This window comes from Haemophilus sp. C1, assembly GCF_001276515.1.
Taxonomy (GTDB): Bacteria; Pseudomonadota; Gammaproteobacteria; order Enterobacterales; family Pasteurellaceae; genus Haemophilus.
On sequence record NZ_LDVZ01000016.1, the window covers coordinates 18,118 to 35,793 of the forward strand.

Consider the following 17,676-nt stretch of genomic DNA (forward strand, 5'->3'; position numbering starts at 1 on the left):
TATTGTACGCAATGGTAACAAAATAGACAATTTTGAAAACGTGAGGAAGATCACAGTTTTAGAAAATAAACATTATGCAAACGGTTACTCAAAATAAATAATATGTTTTTGATATAAATGAACTGACAAAATTATTTCTGTTTTTGCATCTTTCCTTTTATGATAAAACGGAATATGAAAGGTAATAAATATGAAGAAAAAAGCACGCGTTATACCCCACACATCTTGGGCTGCCACATCATTATGGACAGTGCAATATAAAACCATTTCAATCTTACTTTTTGCTCTTTCTATTTTAGGTATTGGAGATGGGCTTATTGTATTGTCAGGTTTAGGATCGACACCTTGGACTGTACTTTCACAAGGCATAGCAATACAGACAAATTTTGATATTGGCTGGTCATCTTTTTTAATTAGTTGCGCAGTAATGTTGGTATGGAAACCTCTCAAATTACGGCTTGGGCTTGGGACATTATTAAATATTATCGTTATTGCTCTATTTCTAGGGATCACAACAAAAATACTGATGCCACCAACCGCACTTTTTTCAAAAATGATCTTCTGTCTGATCGGTATATTACTCTATGGTTTTGGAACTGCCTTACATCTCACTTGTCACTTAGGTGCAGGCCCTCGAGATGGATTAATGGTTGGTATTTGCCAACGTTTTCATTTAAGCATCAACGTGGTACGTACAAGCCTTGAAATATCAGTTTGTTTACTTGGTTTTTTACTTGGTGGTGTTGTTGGCTTAGGTACTGTACTTTTCGCCACCAGCATAGGTGGCATTGTTCAATTCTTCTTAAATATTATTGCTCGTTTGCCACATATTCCGTATGAAAAGTGATATTTCAGCTAACGCATTGTCTATTGAAATTAACTCTAAATTCATTTGAGTCTCCTTCCCCGCAGGTGGGCAAAAGGCAAGATGCTTATCTATATCATTAATGGGTTTCCAACGTCTTGGCTGAGAAGAACGGCTATTTGGATAAAACCCGATAGTCGGAATATTAAACGCACTGCTTAAATGCAATGGTCCTGTAGATCCCGCAATAAATAAATCCGCACAAGCCAAAGAATAGGCAAAATCCACTAAACCTTTATTCTTATCGTAAACGACTACTCGTAAATCATTGACAAGAGCTGCCAATTTATGGGCGTTTTCACTTTCGCCAGGCCCTGCTGTCAGCACAACATCGCAATCAAATTCAGCCAATAAGCCTTTAATTAAATCTGCATATTGTGCTAAAGAAAGATTCGTTGCTGAACCACCGGAACCACTATGCACAAAGATCCATTTTTTATTTGCGGAAAGCCCTAAACTCTCTTGCAAGAAAACACGTTGATTTTCCACCGCACTTTTCCCGAAAGTTAAATAAGGCGGTTTAGGTTCAACAACTGGCATATTATGCTTGTGCAAAAAAGCACGGACTAAATCTTGATTGTATTCAGCTTCTGATTTTTCAGAACGAGAACGGCGTTGTGTTAGACGATGATTATAAAGAATTTGAACCCATTTAGTCGCAGGTGCAAGGCGATATTTAATCCCACTTTTCCAAGCGAGTTTTCCATTATGGGTATTGGAAAAGAAACTAATCATTCCATCAAACTGCTGCGCTTTGATTTCCTGCACAAGACGTTTGAAATCCGTTTTATCATTTTTTTTGCTATCAATAATAATATGATCAATAAACGGACAAACTTCCGCTAGAGGTGCTGTATAAGCAGGCACAAGTGCGGTTAATTTTAGCTCTGGATTGGAGGCTTTCAACATTGCAAAAGCTGGGAATGCTTGAACAAAATCGCCTAATTTATCGTTACGAATAACTAAAATCTTTTCCATAATTTCTCCACTAAAATAAAAAAACCGCACTTGAAAGTGCGGTCGTATTTTATGTTATTTTTGTGGATTATAAAACATCAACACAATTTAAGTCTTCGAAAGATTGCTCTAAGCGTTTAGACATAGATTCTTCCATTTTACGTAACCAAACACGTGGATCGTAATATTTTTTGTTTGGCGCATCAGGGCCTTCAGGGTTACCTAATTGACCTTGAAGATAAGCTTCATTTGCTTTATAGAAATTCAAAATACCATTCCAAGATGCCCATTGAGTATCGGTATCAATGTTCATTTTGATTGCACCATAACTAATTGCTTCGCGGATTTCTTCGCGGCTAGAACCTGAACCACCGTGGAAGACAAAGTTAATTGGTTTCGCAGGAAGATTGCGTTCTTTTGCCACGAACTCTTGTGACGCACCTAAAATAGATGGTTTTAATTTTACATTACCTGGTTTGTAAACACCATGTACGTTACCGAATGCCGCAGCAACGGTAAAATTAGGACTTACTGGGTGTAATTGATCGTAAACATAAAGCACATCAGATGGTTGAGTATATAAACGTGATTCATCTACATCAGAGTTATCTACGCCATCTTCTTCGCCACCAGTAATACCGATTTCGATTTCAAGGGTCATCCCCATTTTATCCATACGAACAAGATATTCACGGCAAATCGCCATATTTTCTTCCATTGGTTCTTCTGATAAATCAATCATATGTGAAGAGAAAAGTGGGCGACCCGTTTCAGCAAAATGTTTTTCGCCTGCATCTAATAAACCGTCGATCCAAGGTAATAATTTTTTCGCTGCGTGGTCAGTATGAAGAATAACAGGCACACCGTATTCTTTCGCTAAAGTATGAACCTGTTTCGCACCAGCAATCGCCCCTAAAACATCAGGACGAGTACCACTCGTTGGTTTGATACCTTTACCAGCATAGAAAGCTGCACCACCATTTGAGAATTGAATAATCACTGGCGCTTTTACGCGAGCAGCAGTTTCTAACACAGCATTAACAGAGTCAGAACCCACACAGTTTACCGCAGGAATAGCAAAGTTATGCTCTTTTGCATAAGCAAAAACTTTTTGCACATCTTCGCCTGTTACAACACCGGGTTTCACGATATCTAATAATTTAGCCATACTTGTGTTTCCTTTTTTATGTTTAGCGAGACAAGCCCGCAATTTGAAGAATTTGTATTGATGATGGCATTTTTGATGCCACCATCAATATGTTATAGAGGAAAAGTGCGGTTAGTTTTTCGCACGTTTTTCAAGAATTTCTACTGCAGGTAATACTTTGCCTTCTACGAATTCTAAGAACGCACCACCACCTGTTGAAATGTAAGAGATCTTGTCAGCAATACCGAATAAATCAATAGCCGCTAAGGTATCTCCGCCACCAGCAATAGAAAAAGCATCGCTGTTTGCAATAGCGTGAGAAATGATTTCAGTCCCTTTACGGAAGTTAGGAAACTCAAACACGCCAACTGGGCCATTCCATAAAACGGTTTTTGCATTTTTGATGATTTCTGCTAATTGTTCTGCAGATTTATCACCGATATCGAAGATAGATTCATCATCTTTCACTTCATTTACCGCTTTTTCTGTTGCTGCTGCCGTTTCAGAGAACTCTAAACCTACACGAACATCAACTGGCACAGGAATATCAGTGCTTTCTGCTAATTCTTTTGCCACAGGAATTAAATCTTCTTCATATAAAGATTTGCCTACATTGTGACCCGCTGCCGCGATGAAAGTATTCGCAATGCCACCGCCCACAATAATTTGGTCAGCGATTTTTGAAAGAGAATTTAATACTTCTAATTTAGTTGAAACTTTAGAACCACCAACAATAGCCACCATTGGACGAGCAGGTTCTTTTAATGCTTTACCTAATGCATCTAATTCAGCAGCTAATAATGGGCCTGCACAAGCAATTGGTGCAAATTCTGCAACGCCGTAAGTTGATGCTTGCGCACGGTGTGCTGTACCAAACGCATCCATTACAAATACGTCGCAAAGTGCGGCATATTTTTTACCTAATTCTGGATCGTTTTTCTTTTCACCTTTGTTCACGCGTACGTTTTCTAAAACAACAATTTCGCCTTCTTTAATATCTACGCCGTTTAAATAGTCTTGTTCTAAACGAACATTAAAGCCCGCGTCTTTTAAGTAATCAACAACTGGTTGTAAAGAATCTTCTGGTTTGAATTCACCTTCAGTTGGACGACCTAAGTGAGAAGTCACCATCACTTTTGCGCCTTTTTCTAAGGCTAATTTTAAAGTAGGAATGGTCGCACGAATACGCGCATCTGAGGTCACTTTGCCATCTTTTACTGGCACATTAAGATCCGCACGGATAAATACACGTTTACCGGCTAAATCTAAATCGGTCATTTTGATTACTGACATAATCTATCCTCTTATTAAGTTAAAATTAAAATTGAAAACTTTTCGTATTATACCTACTTCGCGCTAGGTTGTAACGATTTAGATCAAAGAAATTCTTATTTGCTTTGGCAATTCATTACCCGCCATTTTTTATCATAACAAATGAATAATTCGTTTCGACTTGCACCTAAATAAGCATTTTTTAATTGTGGATTATGTTGTTTCATCCAACGAAAAAGTTCATTACGGCTTAAATTTTGATTCGGTAATTTTAATGAACTAAATAATTCCTGCTCCTTAGCAAAATATTGCTGGGCAGAATCAAATGCACAGCTGCCGTGTTTTTCCCATTCGCCTTGTAATAATTGTTCACCTGGTGAGATAGCCAAATATCGTGCTAATAAATCTTTTGGCAATGCGGGTAAATCGCCCTTGCAAAAACGTGGATGATCCGTCACTGAAAGTGCATTTGCATTTTGAGGCCATAGCCCATGAACAACCCAACCTAAAGTGCGGTTATTTCCGCATTGATATTGAGAAGAGGAAGGCAGCTGATTACCATATTTTTCACGCTGAATATCACAAAATCCAGGCGACCAAGATAATGCCAATATATAATAATCGACAGGCGCCTTTGCATTTTGCCCGATAGGATCATCGCGCATAATCACATCATAATTGGCAAAAACATCTGGATTTTTTACCGCACTTTTTTCAATATCCATCCGCTTTGTCTCAAATTGAGGCTCTAATTTAGGTTCAGGTGCTTTTGTTTGCTTAGCCTGTTCGATTACTGGAGAAGACGATTGATGTTTAGCTTTGGTTGGATCAGTAAAATATTGCCAAATTGCTAATACAACAAGGATAATAAGAGAAAGAATGGAAGTAAGTTTTTTCATAAATTTTGTTTAGTTTTTGTCAATCAAGTTTTTGTCAGCTATAATTCGCCGCTTTCAACTTCTATTAAGGATCACAATGGCATTACTCATCACTAGCAAATGTACCAACTGCGATATGTGCTTACCAGAATGCCCAAACGAAGCCATTTCCATTGGCGATGAAATTTATGTGATCGATCCTGTACTTTGTACGGAATGTGTCGGCCACTACGACACGCCAACCTGCCAAAAAGTTTGCCCAATCACTAACTGCATTAAGCCCGATCCTGAATATCAAGAAACCGAAGAACAGCTTTGGGAACGCTTTGTGATGATTCATCATTCAGATAAATTGTAATTTTTAAAGCAACTGAAATATGACTTATCATCTTCGAAAAGAGTGCGGTTAATTTTGAGCTTATTTTTATTATCAAAAAAACTGAAATTTTTCACCGCACTTTTCTCTATAAAAGAACTACATTGAGTTACTTTTCTTCACATTACCCCGCCACCGCTGGTAAATATCCCCATTGAATTAAAAATGGAATGACCATAATCACGACGCCAATTAATAACGCAAACACCAAAGCAAAATTACCGCCAGCAACACGATATGGCAATGTCGGATTGGCAATACGTGTACGCCACGCCAAACCAATTGGTAAAATTAAGCAATAAAACGCACACAACAACCCTGCGTAACTTAATGCAGTAATAAACCCTTCAGGGTAAAACAATGCAAATACAAGTGGCGGTAAAAATGCGGCAATGGTTAAAACAAAACGATTATTTGGCAAATGATAACGCTTGAATAAATCCCCCAAGCCTTCAAATACACCAAGCATTACGCCTAAGAAAGAAGTAATCAGTGCAAGTGATGAAAACGCACGCACAACCTCTCCCATAAAATGCGAACCTGTGATTTCACGTGTTGCATTCACTAAGCCATTTAGGGTTGGATCGGCTTTTAAAATTCTCACAAATTCGCTTTGGCTTAATACACCGTGGGTTGCTAACTGCCATACAAGATAAGCGGCTAATGGAATCGCAGTACCAATCAAAATGGCACGACGAAACTTATCAACACTTCCACCTAAGTAGCTATTTACACTTGCCATAATGACATGGAAACCGAAAGAAGTAAAAAATATCGGCGCAGCAGAAACCACAAAAGCATAATCCAAAGGCAATGCCATTAAATTATCTGTTGCCACTTTGGGAAGCATCATAAATAGCACAAAAGCAAAGGCGATTAACTTACCAATAAATAACACGCGAGTTAAACCATCCACACCTTTCGTTCCTACAACCACAAAAGAACCTAATACCACAGTAAAGATAATAATCGCGGTTTTAAGCGACATCGCTTCCATTCCAAAAGCTGTTGGCAAGCCTGAAAGCAAAGATCCACCACCGGTAATATAAGCGGCTGAAAGCGCATAAAGTAAAATTAACAAACTCAACGTTGCTAAAATACGTCCCGGAACACCAAAATATTTTTCAGCTAGCGTGGCAACACCATCATCCAACTGATCCGCTGTTTGATACACTTCTACAAACAACAATCCACTGTAAACCAACAAAGCCCACAAGCCCACGAGCAATAACACGGTATAACCAAAGCCCATGCCCGCTGATGTAAGCGGCATAGCAAGCATACCTGCGCCAATGGTTGTGCCTGCAATAATCAGCGCACTCCCAAATGTTTTATTCTGTAACATAAAATTATCCTTATAGTGTTGTGTTTGAAAACTAATTTAAAGTTGACCGCACTTTTCTTTATAGTGTAAACGGCAAACAGAAAGGTAAGAGTCATTACCCCCAATTTGAATTTGCGCACCTTCTTTAATAACCTCGCCTTGATCATTTAAGCGCAAAACAAAGTTAGCCTTGCGGCCACAATAACAAATTGTTTTTAATTCTTCGAGTTGATCCGCCCAAGCCAGTAAATATTTACTTCCCTCAAAAAGCTCCGCTTGAAAATCTGTACGCAAGCCATAACAAAGCACAGGGATTTTGAGTTTATCAACGACATTACTCAATTGATAAACTTGTTGTTTATTAAGAAATTGTGCTTCGTCCACCAGCACGCAATGTACTTTTTCTTTTTTTATGTGCTCATTGATTTCATCAAACAAATTGGTTTCCGAGCGAAATAAAAAGGCATCTTGCGAAATACCAATACGCGATGTGACTTTCCCCACGCCAAAACGATCATCAATCGCAGCCGTATAAACTACTGTGTTCATATCACGCTCACGATAGTTATAAGAGGATTGTAACAACGTCGTTGATTTCCCAGCGTTCATTGTAGAGTAATAGAAGTAGAGTTTTGCCATTTTTTCCTTCATACCTAGGGTAGGTATACCCTAGGTTCATTTCAGTATTATCCCTTTGGGGTAAAGTGATTGTTCTCCAAAAGGTAAGTTTATTACTATAATTAGCTGTAGATATACCTACCCACGATAAAACATAAACATTAAATCGCTTCTAATTCCGTCATTGCCCAACGAGGCTTAACATCAATAACCAAATCGCTATGCTGACCTTGTTTTAAACGTAAAAAACCTGTGTAAGCAATCATTGCACCATTATCTGTACAAAATTGAGGTTGTGGATAGAACACTTCGCCGCCTAAATTCTGCATTAAGTGCGCAAGCGTTTCTCGGAGCTTTTTATTTGCACTTACTCCGCCCGCAATCACTAAACGTTTATAGCCTGTTTCTTTCAATGCGCGCTTACATTTAATGGCAAGAGTATCTACCACTGCATCTTGGAAAGCATAAGCAATATCCGATTTAGTTTGTTCTGTCAGTTCACCCTCGTTTTTAATCGCTTGATTAATCGTATTCGCGGCAAAGGTTTTTAAACCTGAAAAACTAAAATCAAGGCCTGCACGATCTGTCATTGGGCGTGGAAATTTGAAACGATTTGGCGTGCCTTTTTCTGCTAAACGAGAAAGTGCCGCACCACCTGGATAATCTAGTCCAAGTAATTTTGCTGTTTTATCAAAGGCTTCGCCAGCAGCATCATCAATGGATTCGCCAATCACTTCATATTTTCCTACGCCATCTACACGTACCAATTGAGTATGACCACCCGATACCAATAAAGCAACAAAAGGAAAGTGCGGCGAATTTTTATCAAGCATTGGCGCAAGTAAATGCCCTTCCATATGATGAATGCCAATCGCTGGCACATTCCAAGCATAGGCTAAAGAACATGCAATAGTTGCGCCTACAAGCAATGCGCCTACAAGCCCTGGACCACTCGTATAAGCAATACCATCAATATCGCTCTCCGTTATCTTAGCTTCTTCTAACGCTGCTTTAATAAGAGGAGCTGTTTTACGAATGTGATCGCGCGATGCTAATTCAGGAACCACACCACCATAATCTGCATGCAGGGCAATTTGAGTATAAAGTTGATTAGCAATTAACCCTTTTTCTTCATCATAAATTGCCACGCCCGTTTCATCACAGGAGGTTTCAATACCTAAGATTTTCATTGATTTTATTAATTTATTACCTAAAATGTTGTGCGATTTTACCCTGTTTAAGCGGTTTTAACCAGTTGAAACCACAAATATTAAGGTTAATTGGCATTCTTTCCTTTACTTTTTCCCTAAAAGTAGATTAGAATTGCGTCCTTTATTAAATTTGTCATTTGCACACAGGTGCTTTGGCAAAAATAAAATTTTAAATTGCAATTAAATTAAACTCATTGAGGTGATTGGCTTATGCCTGTAATTAAAGTACGTGAAAACGAATCATTTGACGTAGCTTTACGTCGTTTCAAACGCTCTTGCGAAAAAGCGGGAATCTTAGCTGAAGTACGCGCTCGCGAATTTTACGAAAAACCAACTACAATTCGTAAACGTGAAAATGCAACACTTGCAAAACGTCACGCAAAACGCAACGCTCGCGAAAATGCGCGCAATACCCGTTTATACTAATTTATAGTATTTTCTGACTCGAGTTAAGACAAACCGTGAATCCTTTGGACTCACGGTTTTGTTACTTTAAGCACAACAAAAATCTGCGCCAAAAACGACCGCACTTTCACACCACGATCACGGAGGCTCGACAATGAAAGGTTCTATTCCACGCCCCTTTATTGATGATTTGCTAACAAAATCCGATATTGTCGATGTGATTAACACGCGCGTAAAATTAAAAAAAGCCGGCCGCGATTATCAAGCCTGCTGCCCTTTTCATCACGAAAAAACCCCTTCTTTCACGGTTAGTCAAAAGAAACAGTTTTATCATTGCTTCGGCTGTGGCGCACACGGTAATGCCATTTCCTTTCTAATGGATTATGACAAACTTGAATTTGTAGAGGCTATTGAAGAACTTGCAGCGATGGCAGGGCTTGAAGTGCCTTACGAAAAACGCGCTAATCACAGCAAAAAACCTCAAGCGAATTATCAAACTAAACGAAATCTCTATGAATTAATGCAAGAGATTGCCAAGTTTTACCAAAGCCAATTGCCATTAAATGCACAAGCGCAAGGATATTTACAACAACGTGGGCTTTCGCCTGAAATTATTGAGCGTTTTCAAATTGGATTTGTGCTGAATGCGATGGATACGGTATTGCGTAAATTTGGTATCAATCGCGAAGAACAACAAAAACTCATTGATTTAGGGATGCTTTCGCGCAATGATCGTGGCAATGTTTACGATAAATTCCGCAATCGCATAATGTTCCCAATTCGTGACAAACGTGGGCGCACAGTGGCTTTTGGAGGGCGGGTATTAACGGATGAAAAACCAAAATATCTAAATTCACCAGAAACCATTACTTATCATAAAGGTAACGAACTTTATGGCTTGTACGAAGCCTTACAAGCCAACGATGAACCCAAACAATTACTTGTTGTTGAAGGTTATATGGATGTAGTGGCATTAGCACAATTTGGCGTGGATTATGCGGTAGCCTCTTTAGGGACATCCACGACATCAGAACAAATTCAGCTTATTTTTCGTTCGACCGAACAAGTTGTTTGTTGTTACGATGGTGACCGTGCAGGACGTGATGCAGCGTGGCGTGCATTAGAAAATGCATTGCCTTATTTAGAAGATGGCAGACAACTCAAATTTATTTTCTTGCCAGAAGGAGAAGATCCTGATACTTACATTCGCCAATATGGCAAAGAAAAATTTGAAGAATATATCGAAAGTGCGCAATCTTTAAGCGAGTTTATGTTTGCTCACTTAAGCCCGCAAGTTGATTTTTCTAGCAAAGAAGGACGAGGAAAATTAGTTGCTCTGGCTGCACCGTTAATTCGTCAAATTCCTGGAGAAATGCTACGCTTGTCACTACGCAATATGTTGGCTCAAAAGCTAGGAATTTTTGATCAAACTCAGCTAGAAAATCTTATCCCAAAACAATTAGAACAAGCCAATACACAACAAAAAGTCGCTAATAATAAGATCAAGAAGACACCAATGCGAATGGTCATTTCATTACTTCTGCAAAATCCTGAATTGGTAAAACGTATGTCTGAAAGCGGCGTACAAGCATTACGTGCGGAAGCTGGTTTTGAAATTCTGGAAAAATTGACCGCACTTTGTCGCCAACGAGAAGGTATTACGACAGGGCAGATTTTAGAGCACTTCCGTGATACGCCTTACAGCAATCCCCTTGAAATACTAGCAACTTGGGATCATTTATTAGACGAAGCAGAAATGATCAATGCATTTTCACAAAACTATCGTCGCTTAAATATTCAAGCCATTGAGCGAGACATTGAAATGCTTATTGCTAAAGAACGAGCTGAAGGACTTACTAACGAGGAAAAAACAATGCTCGTTCACCTTTTGGCTGGTAAAGAACAGCAGAAAAAACAGTTAGTTAATCCGCAATAACAATGATAAAATTCTAAGTTTGTAACAAGAATTATATTGCTACTATCACATCAAGCAAAATGGATATAAAAATGGAAAAAAATCAACAATCTACGGCTGAACAATATTCAGAACAAATTGAACAACTGATGGAATTAGGTCGCACTCAAGGTTATTTAACCTACGCAGAAATTAATGATTTATTACCAGAAGATCTCATCGACCCTGAATATTACGATAAGTTGCTACAAACGCTGCAAAATGATGCAGGGATTCCTGTCTTGGACGAAGCCCCAGAAAGCGATGAGATGATGTTGAATGACACCATTCCGGATGAAGATGCGGTGGAAGAGGCAACCCAAATTCTTTCAAATGTAGAATCTGAAATCGGTCGAACAACAGATCCTGTCCGTATGTATATGCGTGAAATGGGAACAGTTGATCTTCTTACTCGTGAAGATGAAATCAGCATTGCAAAACGTATTGAAGAAGGAATTGATGAAGTTCAAACATCCATTGCTGCATACCCTGAAGCATTAAACGGATTGCTAAAAAATTATGATGATGTGGAAAAAGGAAACTTCCGTTTAGCTGACTTAATTACAGGTTTTGTCGATCCAAATGCAGAAATAGAAGAACATAATGTCATTGATGAAAACTTTTCTGAAGACGGAGAAGAATCAGAAAGTGCAGATGTTGAAGACAATGAAGATGAAGACGAAAGCGAGTCAGAATCTACATCAGATTCAAGCGAGTCTGATAATAGCATCGATCCAGAAGTTGCAAGAGAAAAATTCCAACAATTAAAAGAGCAACACACCAAAACACTTGCTGTTATTGAAAAACATGGTCGCTCAGGAAAACGCGCCCAAGATCAAATTGCGCTGCTTGGTGAAATTTTTAAACAATTCCGTTTAGTACCAAAACAATTTGATTTACTCGTTTTATCAATGAAAGAAATGATGAAATCTGTACGTCACGAAGAACGTCAGTTGCAAAAAATAGTAGTGGATATTGCAGGAATGCCAAAAGATGATTTTGAGAAACTCATTACTACTAATGGCAGCAATACTGAATGGGTACAAAAAGCCTTAAAATCAAGCAAACCATGGGCAAAACGCTTACCCAAATATGAAGAACGTATTTTTGAGGCATTAAACAACTTAGCTAACATTGAAGAAAATACGAAACTTACCATTACTCAAATGCGCGATATTTGTGATGCAGTCGCCCGAGGTGAACAAAAAGCTCGTCGCGCTAAAAAAGAGATGGTAGAAGCTAACTTGCGTTTAGTAATTTCCATCGCGAAAAAATACACGAATCGCGGTTTACAATTCCTAGACTTAATTCAAGAAGGAAATATTGGCTTAATGAAAGCGGTAGATAAATTTGAGTATCGCCGTGGTTATAAATTCTCTACATATGCGACTTGGTGGATTCGCCAAGCCATTACACGCTCTATTGCGGATCAAGCGCGTACAATCCGTATTCCAGTGCATATGATCGAAACAATCAATAAACTTAACCGCATTTCTCGCCAGTTATTACAAGAAATGGGACGTGAAGCAACGCCAGAAGAATTAGCTGAACGTATGGGAATGCCTGAAGATAAAATCCGTAAAGTATTAAAAATTGCAAAAGAGCCGATTTCTATGGAAACACCTATTGGTGATGATGATGACTCACATTTAGGTGATTTTATTGAAGATTCAACCCTAGAACTTCCTTTAGATTCTGCAACAGCACAAAGCTTAAGAGTTGCGACTCACGAAGTTCTTGAAGGCCTAACACCACGAGAAGCAAAAGTATTACGTATGCGTTTTGGTATCGATATGAATACCGACCATACGCTTGAAGAAGTGGGTAAACAATTCGACGTTACACGTGAACGTATTCGTCAAATTGAAGCAAAAGCGTTACGTAAATTACGTCATCCTAGCCGCTCAGAAACATTAAGAAGTTTCCTTGACGACTAAAAGTTACAAATAAAAAGGAGCTATAGCTCCTTTTTATTACGTTAAACTAATAATAAAAACCCGATCTAAGACCGGGTTTTATTTTGCCTATCTGACAAATTATTCTGCAACAACGATTACATCTAATGTTGCAAATACTTCACCGTGAAGTTGGAAACGAACATCGTGGTCACCAAGAGTACGGATTGGACCGTTTGGTAAACGAACTTCACTTTTCGCAATTTTAACGCCTGCTGCAGTTACTGCTTCAGCCACATCACGAGTAGTGATTGCGCCGAATAAACGACCTTCATCACCTGCTTTAGATGCGATAGTCACAGAACCTAATGCAGTAACTTCTGCTGCACGAGCTTGAGCTGCTGCAAGATTTGCTGCCGCTGCCGCTTCTAATTCTGCACGACGTGCTTCAAAGTGTTCAATGTTAGCTTTAGTTGCCATAACTGCTTTACCTTGTGGGATTAAGAAGTTACGTGCAAAACCTGATTTAACATTTACTTGATCGCCCACTTGACCTAAGTGAACAATTTTATCTAAAAGAATTACTTGCATTACCGTGTCTCCTTAATTACTGATGATTGTCAGTGTATGGAAGTAACGCTAAATAGCGAGCTCGCTTGATTGCACGAGCTAATTGACGTTGGTACTTCGCACGAGTACCGGTAATACGGCTAGGTACAATTTTGCCGCTTTCTGAAATATAGTTCTTTAATGTAGCGATATCTTTGTAATCGATTTCAACAACATTTTCCGCTGTGAAACGGCAGAACTTACGACGACGGAAATAACGTGCCATTTGGCTAGTCTCCTAATCTATAAATTCGATTTGCTCGGCATGTAAAACTAATTGGTATAACCCACTTTGGGTTTTATGTGATGTAATAAATCCCACCACCAAAATTTTACTACCGACCGTAATGCTTTGAGTTTTTTCTATCAATTGATTACCACTAATTTGAACTGGCATTTTTAACCAAGCTTGACGTGTGAAACCACTTTCAATCTGATCAGAACGATGTTCTAACAAAAACTTACAATGCTCAATTCCACTAGGGCTTTTTAATCGCTTTGGTAACTGAGAAACGACTCCCATAACCGAAAAACGATTATCAATTTTTAAATTACTCTTCAGCATCCTCAAAATCGTTGTTTTCAACTTCAGCTAAAGGTTTACGTTCTTCTTTAGCCGCTTTCATTGGGGACGCTTCTGTTACGGCGTGCTTAGTATGGATAACAAGACTGCGTAATACAGCATCGTTATAACGGAAAGTCGTTTCTAGCTCGTCGATGACTTGTTGAGGCGCTTCTACATTCATAAGCACATAGTGTGCTTTGTGTAATTTGTTAATTGGGTACGCTAATTGGCGACGACCCCAATCTTCTAGGCGATGAACTTGACCACCAGCTTCTTTTACAGAACCGGTGTAACGTTCGATCATACCTGGTACTTGCTCGCTTTGGTCCGGATGAACCATAAACACGATTTCGTAGTGACGCATTACTGCTCCTTACGGGTTAATCAGCCTTTGACGTAGATCAGCCACCAATCTGCAAAGGCAAGGAACGAAAAATTCAATGTGGCTAAGGGTTGCGGATTATACCGATTTTTTCATATTCCGCAACCCGTTTGAGTTCTTTTTGAGCAAAAAAGAAGGCCGATATTGTAACAATATCAGCCTATCTCAAATCTTCTGTAATTAACGACTGCGGAAAATAATACGACCTTTGCTTAAATCATAAGGCGTCATTTCTACAGTCACTTTATCCCCAGTCAAAATACGGATATAGTTTTTACGCATTTTTCCAGAAATATGCGCAGTAACCACGTGACCGTTTTCCAACTCCACGCGGAACATAGTATTCGGTAAAGTCTCTAAAATTGTGCCTTGCATCTCAATGCAATCTTCTTTCGCCATTGTATCCTCTAAAAATAATCGATTTTTTATCCGCACTTTAGGCGGAAAAGTTAAGAAAAACGGGCGGATTATAGCCGTTTTAGAGAAAGGAAGAAAGATAAAATGGCAGGAAATAGAAAAATAACTTTGCACATTAATAATAACAAGTTACACTGCTCTAAAAAAGATCCAACGCAGTCTATTCTTGTATAACAACTAAAGGTTTAGATCAAATGCAATTTCCAAAAATTATTGTTATCAGTTTAAAAAATTCATCAAGAAGAGCAATTATTTCAAAACGACTTTTAGGACTTGGATTAGAATTTGAATTTCTTGATGCAACTTATGGAAAAACATTACCGCAAGAAATATTAGACTCCGTTGATTATGAATTTTACCCAAAATATTATTTATCCCCAAAACCTTTAACACTAGGTGAAATTGGATGCGCAATCAGCCATATACGAGCATACGAGCATATTGTAGAAAATAAAATTGAAAGTGCAATTATTTTAGAAGATGATGCAATAGTTTCACATTTTTTTAAAGAAATTGTTCAAGATGCATTAAATAAAGTCAAAAAAAACTATGACTTAATCTTTTTAGATCATGGTAAAGCTAAATCGTATCCTTTTAAGAAAAAACTTTATGAAGGCTATCGACTTGCTCATTATAGAGTTCCCTCCAAAAATTCTAAACGATGCATTATTTACACTACAGCATATTTAATTACACAATTAGGTGCCTCAAAATTACTTAATTATGCTTATCCCGTAAGAATGCCTTCGGACTACCTAACTGGGCTTATTCAAAAAACAAAAATTAATGCCTATGGAATCGAACCACCTTGTGTATTTAGAGGATTAAGTATTGATTCTGAAATAAACCAAATTGATCATCGATATGAATAAACTAAAATCCCTAAGGTTAAAAGTGAGGAAATGGATGCTCTATAAAGCATCAAGAGCAAACAATCCTCAAAGTTTAAAACATCCTAAGAGTTTCTTATTTTTGCGACAAGATGGAAAAATTGGCGATTATATCGCGAGTTCTTTTGTTTTTAGAGAAATAAAGAAATTTAATCCTTTGATAAAAATTGGTGTCATCTGCACGAAACAGAACGCTTATCTGTTTCAAAGAAACCATAACATTGATGAGATTTATCTTGTAAAGAAAAGAAACATTCTTGATTACGTCAAGACGGCACTACTTATTAGAAAAGAAAGATACGATGTTGTCATTGACCCAACCATCGTACTTAGAAATCGAGACTTATTGCTATTGAGAATAATCAATGCCCGAAATTATATCGGCTATAGAAAAGCAGATTATAATATTTTTAATATAAATATTACTAAAGACGGCCATTTTTCAGAAATTTACAAAGAGGCTTTAGCTCAGTCAAACATCAGTCTAAGTGATGATAACTATGACATTCCACAAGATGACTCAACCAAAGAAGAAATTCTTCAGTTTATTACTGATAACCAGTTAAATAACTTTATTACAATTAACTTTTATGGTGCGGGGAAAAATAGAAAATTTAACGACACTCACATTATAGATTACTTAGCATATATTAGAAGTCATCATAAATATCCATTGGTCTTACTCTCAACACCAGATACTCATAAGCATTTAAGTAAAATCGCTAATCAATTTGATGATGTATTTATTTATTCAAAGCCTCACACAACGATCTATCATACAATTGAATTGATTAGAAATTGCGCTCTACTTATTTCAGTTGATACATCAACAATTCATATAGCTTCAGGGTTAGATAAACCTATGATTTGTTTTTACTCTCAAGATAAAGAAAATTTTATACATTGGCACCCTAATTCTAAAAATGCATGCCATATTCTTTATTATCACGATAATGTTAATGAGATCTCTCCGAAAGAAATAAAACCAGAATGGTTAGATATTTAAAGATGCCAACCACAAACTTTATCATTTACTAAACTATTTTATGAATTCAAAAAAACACTTAGGCCATACGGCGCGTAAACGCTTTGGTCAAAACTTTTTACATGATACTTCTGTAATTCAAGGTATCGTGGCGGCGATTTACCCACAACCTAATCAATTCTTAGTGGAAATTGGTCCGGGACTTGGTGCATTAACAGAGCCTGTTGGTGAACTTGTCGATCATCTGACAGTGGTAGAACTTGACCGAGATCTTGCAGAACGTTTACGTCACCATCCATTTTTACATCAAAAGCTCACCGTTATTGAAACGGATGCGATGCAATTTGATTTTGGTAAGCTTTATACAAAAGAAAATTTAGCTGAAAAAGGTCAGAAATTACGTGTATTTGGTAACTTACCTTACAACATTTCTACTCCATTGATGTTCCACTTATTTAAGTATCATGATGTGATTCAAGATATGCACTTCATGTTGCAAAAAGAAGTGGTGAAACGCTTATGCGCAGGGCCAAATAGCAAAGCTTACGGCCGCTTAACCATTATGGCTCAATACTTCTGCCAAGTGATGCCAGTACTTGAAGTGCCACCTTCGGCCTTCAAACCTGCGCCGAAAGTGGATTCAGCCGTTGTGCGTTTAATTCCTCATAAAGAATTGCCACACCCTGTAAAAGATTTATATTGGTTGAACCGTGTTTGCTCCCAAGCGTTCAATCAACGCCGTAAAACGCTGCGTAATGCGCTTTCAACATTATTTTCAGCCGAAAATCTGACCGCACTTGGTATTGATTTAAATGCACGTGCAGAAAATTTGGCTATCGCAGATTATGCACGTTTAGCAAACTGGTTGGCGGACAATCCACCAGCTGATGTCAATAAAGATGAAATCTTAGATTCAGAAGAGTAAA

General features: G+C 38.1%; 20 protein-coding genes. 8 read left to right on the forward strand and 12 right to left on the reverse strand.

The features are described 5' to 3' along the window. Positions 1–190 precede the first annotated feature (190 nt). Positions 191–847, forward strand: coding sequence for a membrane protein YczE (gene yczE, locus ABW51_RS06850; protein ID WP_053466123.1), 657 nt, complete (start codon positions 191–193; stop codon positions 845–847). Here the strand turns inward: yczE and ABW51_RS06855 are convergent. The 4 genes from ABW51_RS06855 to ABW51_RS06870 form a co-directional block, all read right to left on the reverse strand. Further along, the gene (locus ABW51_RS06855) at positions 803–1,843 is read right to left on the reverse strand and encodes a glycosyltransferase family 9 protein (protein WP_053466124.1); all 1,041 of its coding nucleotides are present in this window, start codon (positions 1,841–1,843) and stop codon (positions 803–805) included. The two genes, yczE and ABW51_RS06855, sit on opposite strands and share 45 nt — an antisense overlap. A 67-nt stretch (positions 1,844–1,910) precedes the next feature. Next, the gene (gene fbaA, locus ABW51_RS06860; protein WP_053466125.1) at positions 1,911–2,990 is read right to left on the reverse strand and encodes a class II fructose-bisphosphate aldolase; all 1,080 of its coding nucleotides are present in this window, start codon (positions 2,988–2,990) and stop codon (positions 1,911–1,913) included. A gap of 111 nt (positions 2,991–3,101) precedes the next feature. Then, positions 3,102–4,262, reverse strand: a complete 1,161-nt coding sequence (pgk, locus tag ABW51_RS06865; RefSeq protein WP_053466126.1) for a phosphoglycerate kinase — start codon at positions 4,260–4,262, stop codon at positions 3,102–3,104. Positions 4,263–4,357: 95 nt separating this feature from the next. Beyond that, a complete protein-coding gene (locus ABW51_RS06870; protein ID WP_053466127.1) occupies positions 4,358–5,140 on the reverse strand; it encodes a ribonuclease T2 family protein in 783 nt (260 codons plus the stop codon). A gap of 76 nt (positions 5,141–5,216) precedes the next feature. Here ABW51_RS06870 and ABW51_RS06875 point away from each other — a divergent pair, with 76 nt between their 5' ends. Continuing rightward, a complete protein-coding gene (locus ABW51_RS06875) occupies positions 5,217–5,477 on the forward strand; it encodes a YfhL family 4Fe-4S dicluster ferredoxin (RefSeq protein ID WP_053466128.1) in 261 nt (86 codons plus the stop codon). Positions 5,478–5,619: 142 nt separating this feature from the next. Here the strand turns inward: ABW51_RS06875 and ABW51_RS06880 are convergent, their stop codons facing one another. The 3 genes from ABW51_RS06880 to tsaD all read right to left on the reverse strand — a co-directional run bounded on the left by ABW51_RS06880 (position 5,620) and on the right by tsaD (position 8,627). Further along, positions 5,620–6,840 (reverse strand): aromatic amino acid transport family protein, encoded by a 1,221-nt coding sequence (locus tag ABW51_RS06880; RefSeq protein WP_053466129.1) that lies wholly within the window; start codon positions 6,838–6,840, stop codon positions 5,620–5,622. Between the two features lie 36 nt (positions 6,841–6,876). Continuing rightward, complete coding sequence (locus ABW51_RS06885; protein WP_053466130.1) at positions 6,877–7,458, reverse strand: thymidine kinase; 582 nt, start codon at positions 7,456–7,458, stop codon at positions 6,877–6,879. Between the two features lie 140 nt (positions 7,459–7,598). Continuing rightward, the gene (gene tsaD, locus ABW51_RS06890) at positions 7,599–8,627 is read right to left on the reverse strand and encodes a tRNA (adenosine(37)-N6)-threonylcarbamoyltransferase complex transferase subunit TsaD (RefSeq protein ID WP_053466131.1); all 1,029 of its coding nucleotides are present in this window, start codon (positions 8,625–8,627) and stop codon (positions 7,599–7,601) included. Between the two features lie 231 nt (positions 8,628–8,858). Here tsaD and rpsU point away from each other — a divergent pair, with 231 nt between their 5' ends. The 3 genes from rpsU (at position 8,859) to rpoD (ending at position 12,944) form a co-directional block, all read left to right on the forward strand. After that, on the forward strand, positions 8,859–9,074 hold the full coding sequence (rpsU, locus tag ABW51_RS06895) for a 30S ribosomal protein S21 (RefSeq protein ID WP_005627632.1): 216 nt from the start codon (positions 8,859–8,861) through the stop codon (positions 9,072–9,074). Positions 9,075–9,207: 133 nt separating this feature from the next. Further along, on the forward strand, positions 9,208–10,989 hold the full coding sequence (gene dnaG, locus ABW51_RS06900) for a DNA primase (RefSeq protein WP_053466132.1): 1,782 nt from the start codon (positions 9,208–9,210) through the stop codon (positions 10,987–10,989). Positions 10,990–11,060: 71 nt separating this feature from the next. Further along, complete coding sequence (gene rpoD / locus ABW51_RS06905) at positions 11,061–12,944, forward strand: RNA polymerase sigma factor RpoD (RefSeq protein WP_053466133.1); 1,884 nt, start codon at positions 11,061–11,063, stop codon at positions 12,942–12,944. A gap of 99 nt (positions 12,945–13,043) precedes the next feature. Here rpoD and rplI read toward each other — a convergent pair whose 3' ends face one another. The 5 genes from rplI to infA form a co-directional block, all read right to left on the reverse strand. Continuing rightward, entirely contained in the window at positions 13,044–13,493 is a 450-nt protein-coding gene (gene rplI, locus ABW51_RS06910) for a 50S ribosomal protein L9 (RefSeq protein ID WP_005627626.1), read from the reverse strand. A 16-nt stretch (positions 13,494–13,509) separates the two neighbouring features. Further along, entirely contained in the window at positions 13,510–13,737 is a 228-nt protein-coding gene (gene rpsR / locus ABW51_RS06915; RefSeq protein WP_005598105.1) for a 30S ribosomal protein S18, read from the reverse strand. A gap of 12 nt (positions 13,738–13,749) precedes the next feature. Continuing rightward, positions 13,750–14,076, reverse strand: a complete 327-nt coding sequence (gene priB, locus ABW51_RS06920; RefSeq protein ID WP_046949346.1) for a primosomal replication protein N — start codon at positions 14,074–14,076, stop codon at positions 13,750–13,752. Next, complete coding sequence (gene rpsF, locus ABW51_RS06925; RefSeq protein WP_005627620.1) at positions 14,063–14,440, reverse strand: 30S ribosomal protein S6; 378 nt, start codon at positions 14,438–14,440, stop codon at positions 14,063–14,065. The genes priB and rpsF overlap by 14 nt, the downstream gene beginning before the upstream one ends. 198 nt (positions 14,441–14,638) lie before the next feature. Next, complete coding sequence (infA, locus tag ABW51_RS06930) at positions 14,639–14,857, reverse strand: translation initiation factor IF-1 (RefSeq protein WP_005627617.1); 219 nt, start codon at positions 14,855–14,857, stop codon at positions 14,639–14,641. A gap of 212 nt (positions 14,858–15,069) precedes the next feature. On the opposite strand from infA, the gene ABW51_RS06935 reads away from it, so the two are divergent. The 3 genes from ABW51_RS06935 to rsmA are packed head-to-tail and all read left to right on the forward strand — an operon-like array spanning position 15,070 to position 17,675. Then, a complete protein-coding gene (locus tag ABW51_RS06935) occupies positions 15,070–15,747 on the forward strand; it encodes a glycosyltransferase family 25 protein (protein ID WP_053466134.1) in 678 nt (225 codons plus the stop codon). After that, on the forward strand, positions 15,740–16,771 hold the full coding sequence (locus ABW51_RS06940) for a glycosyltransferase family 9 protein (protein WP_053466135.1): 1,032 nt from the start codon (positions 15,740–15,742) through the stop codon (positions 16,769–16,771). The genes ABW51_RS06935 and ABW51_RS06940 overlap by 8 nt, the downstream gene beginning before the upstream one ends. 40 nt (positions 16,772–16,811) lie before the next feature. Continuing rightward, a complete protein-coding gene (gene rsmA, locus ABW51_RS06945; protein ID WP_053466136.1) occupies positions 16,812–17,675 on the forward strand; it encodes a 16S rRNA (adenine(1518)-N(6)/adenine(1519)-N(6))-dimethyltransferase RsmA in 864 nt (287 codons plus the stop codon). Position 17,676 lies beyond the last annotated feature (1 nt).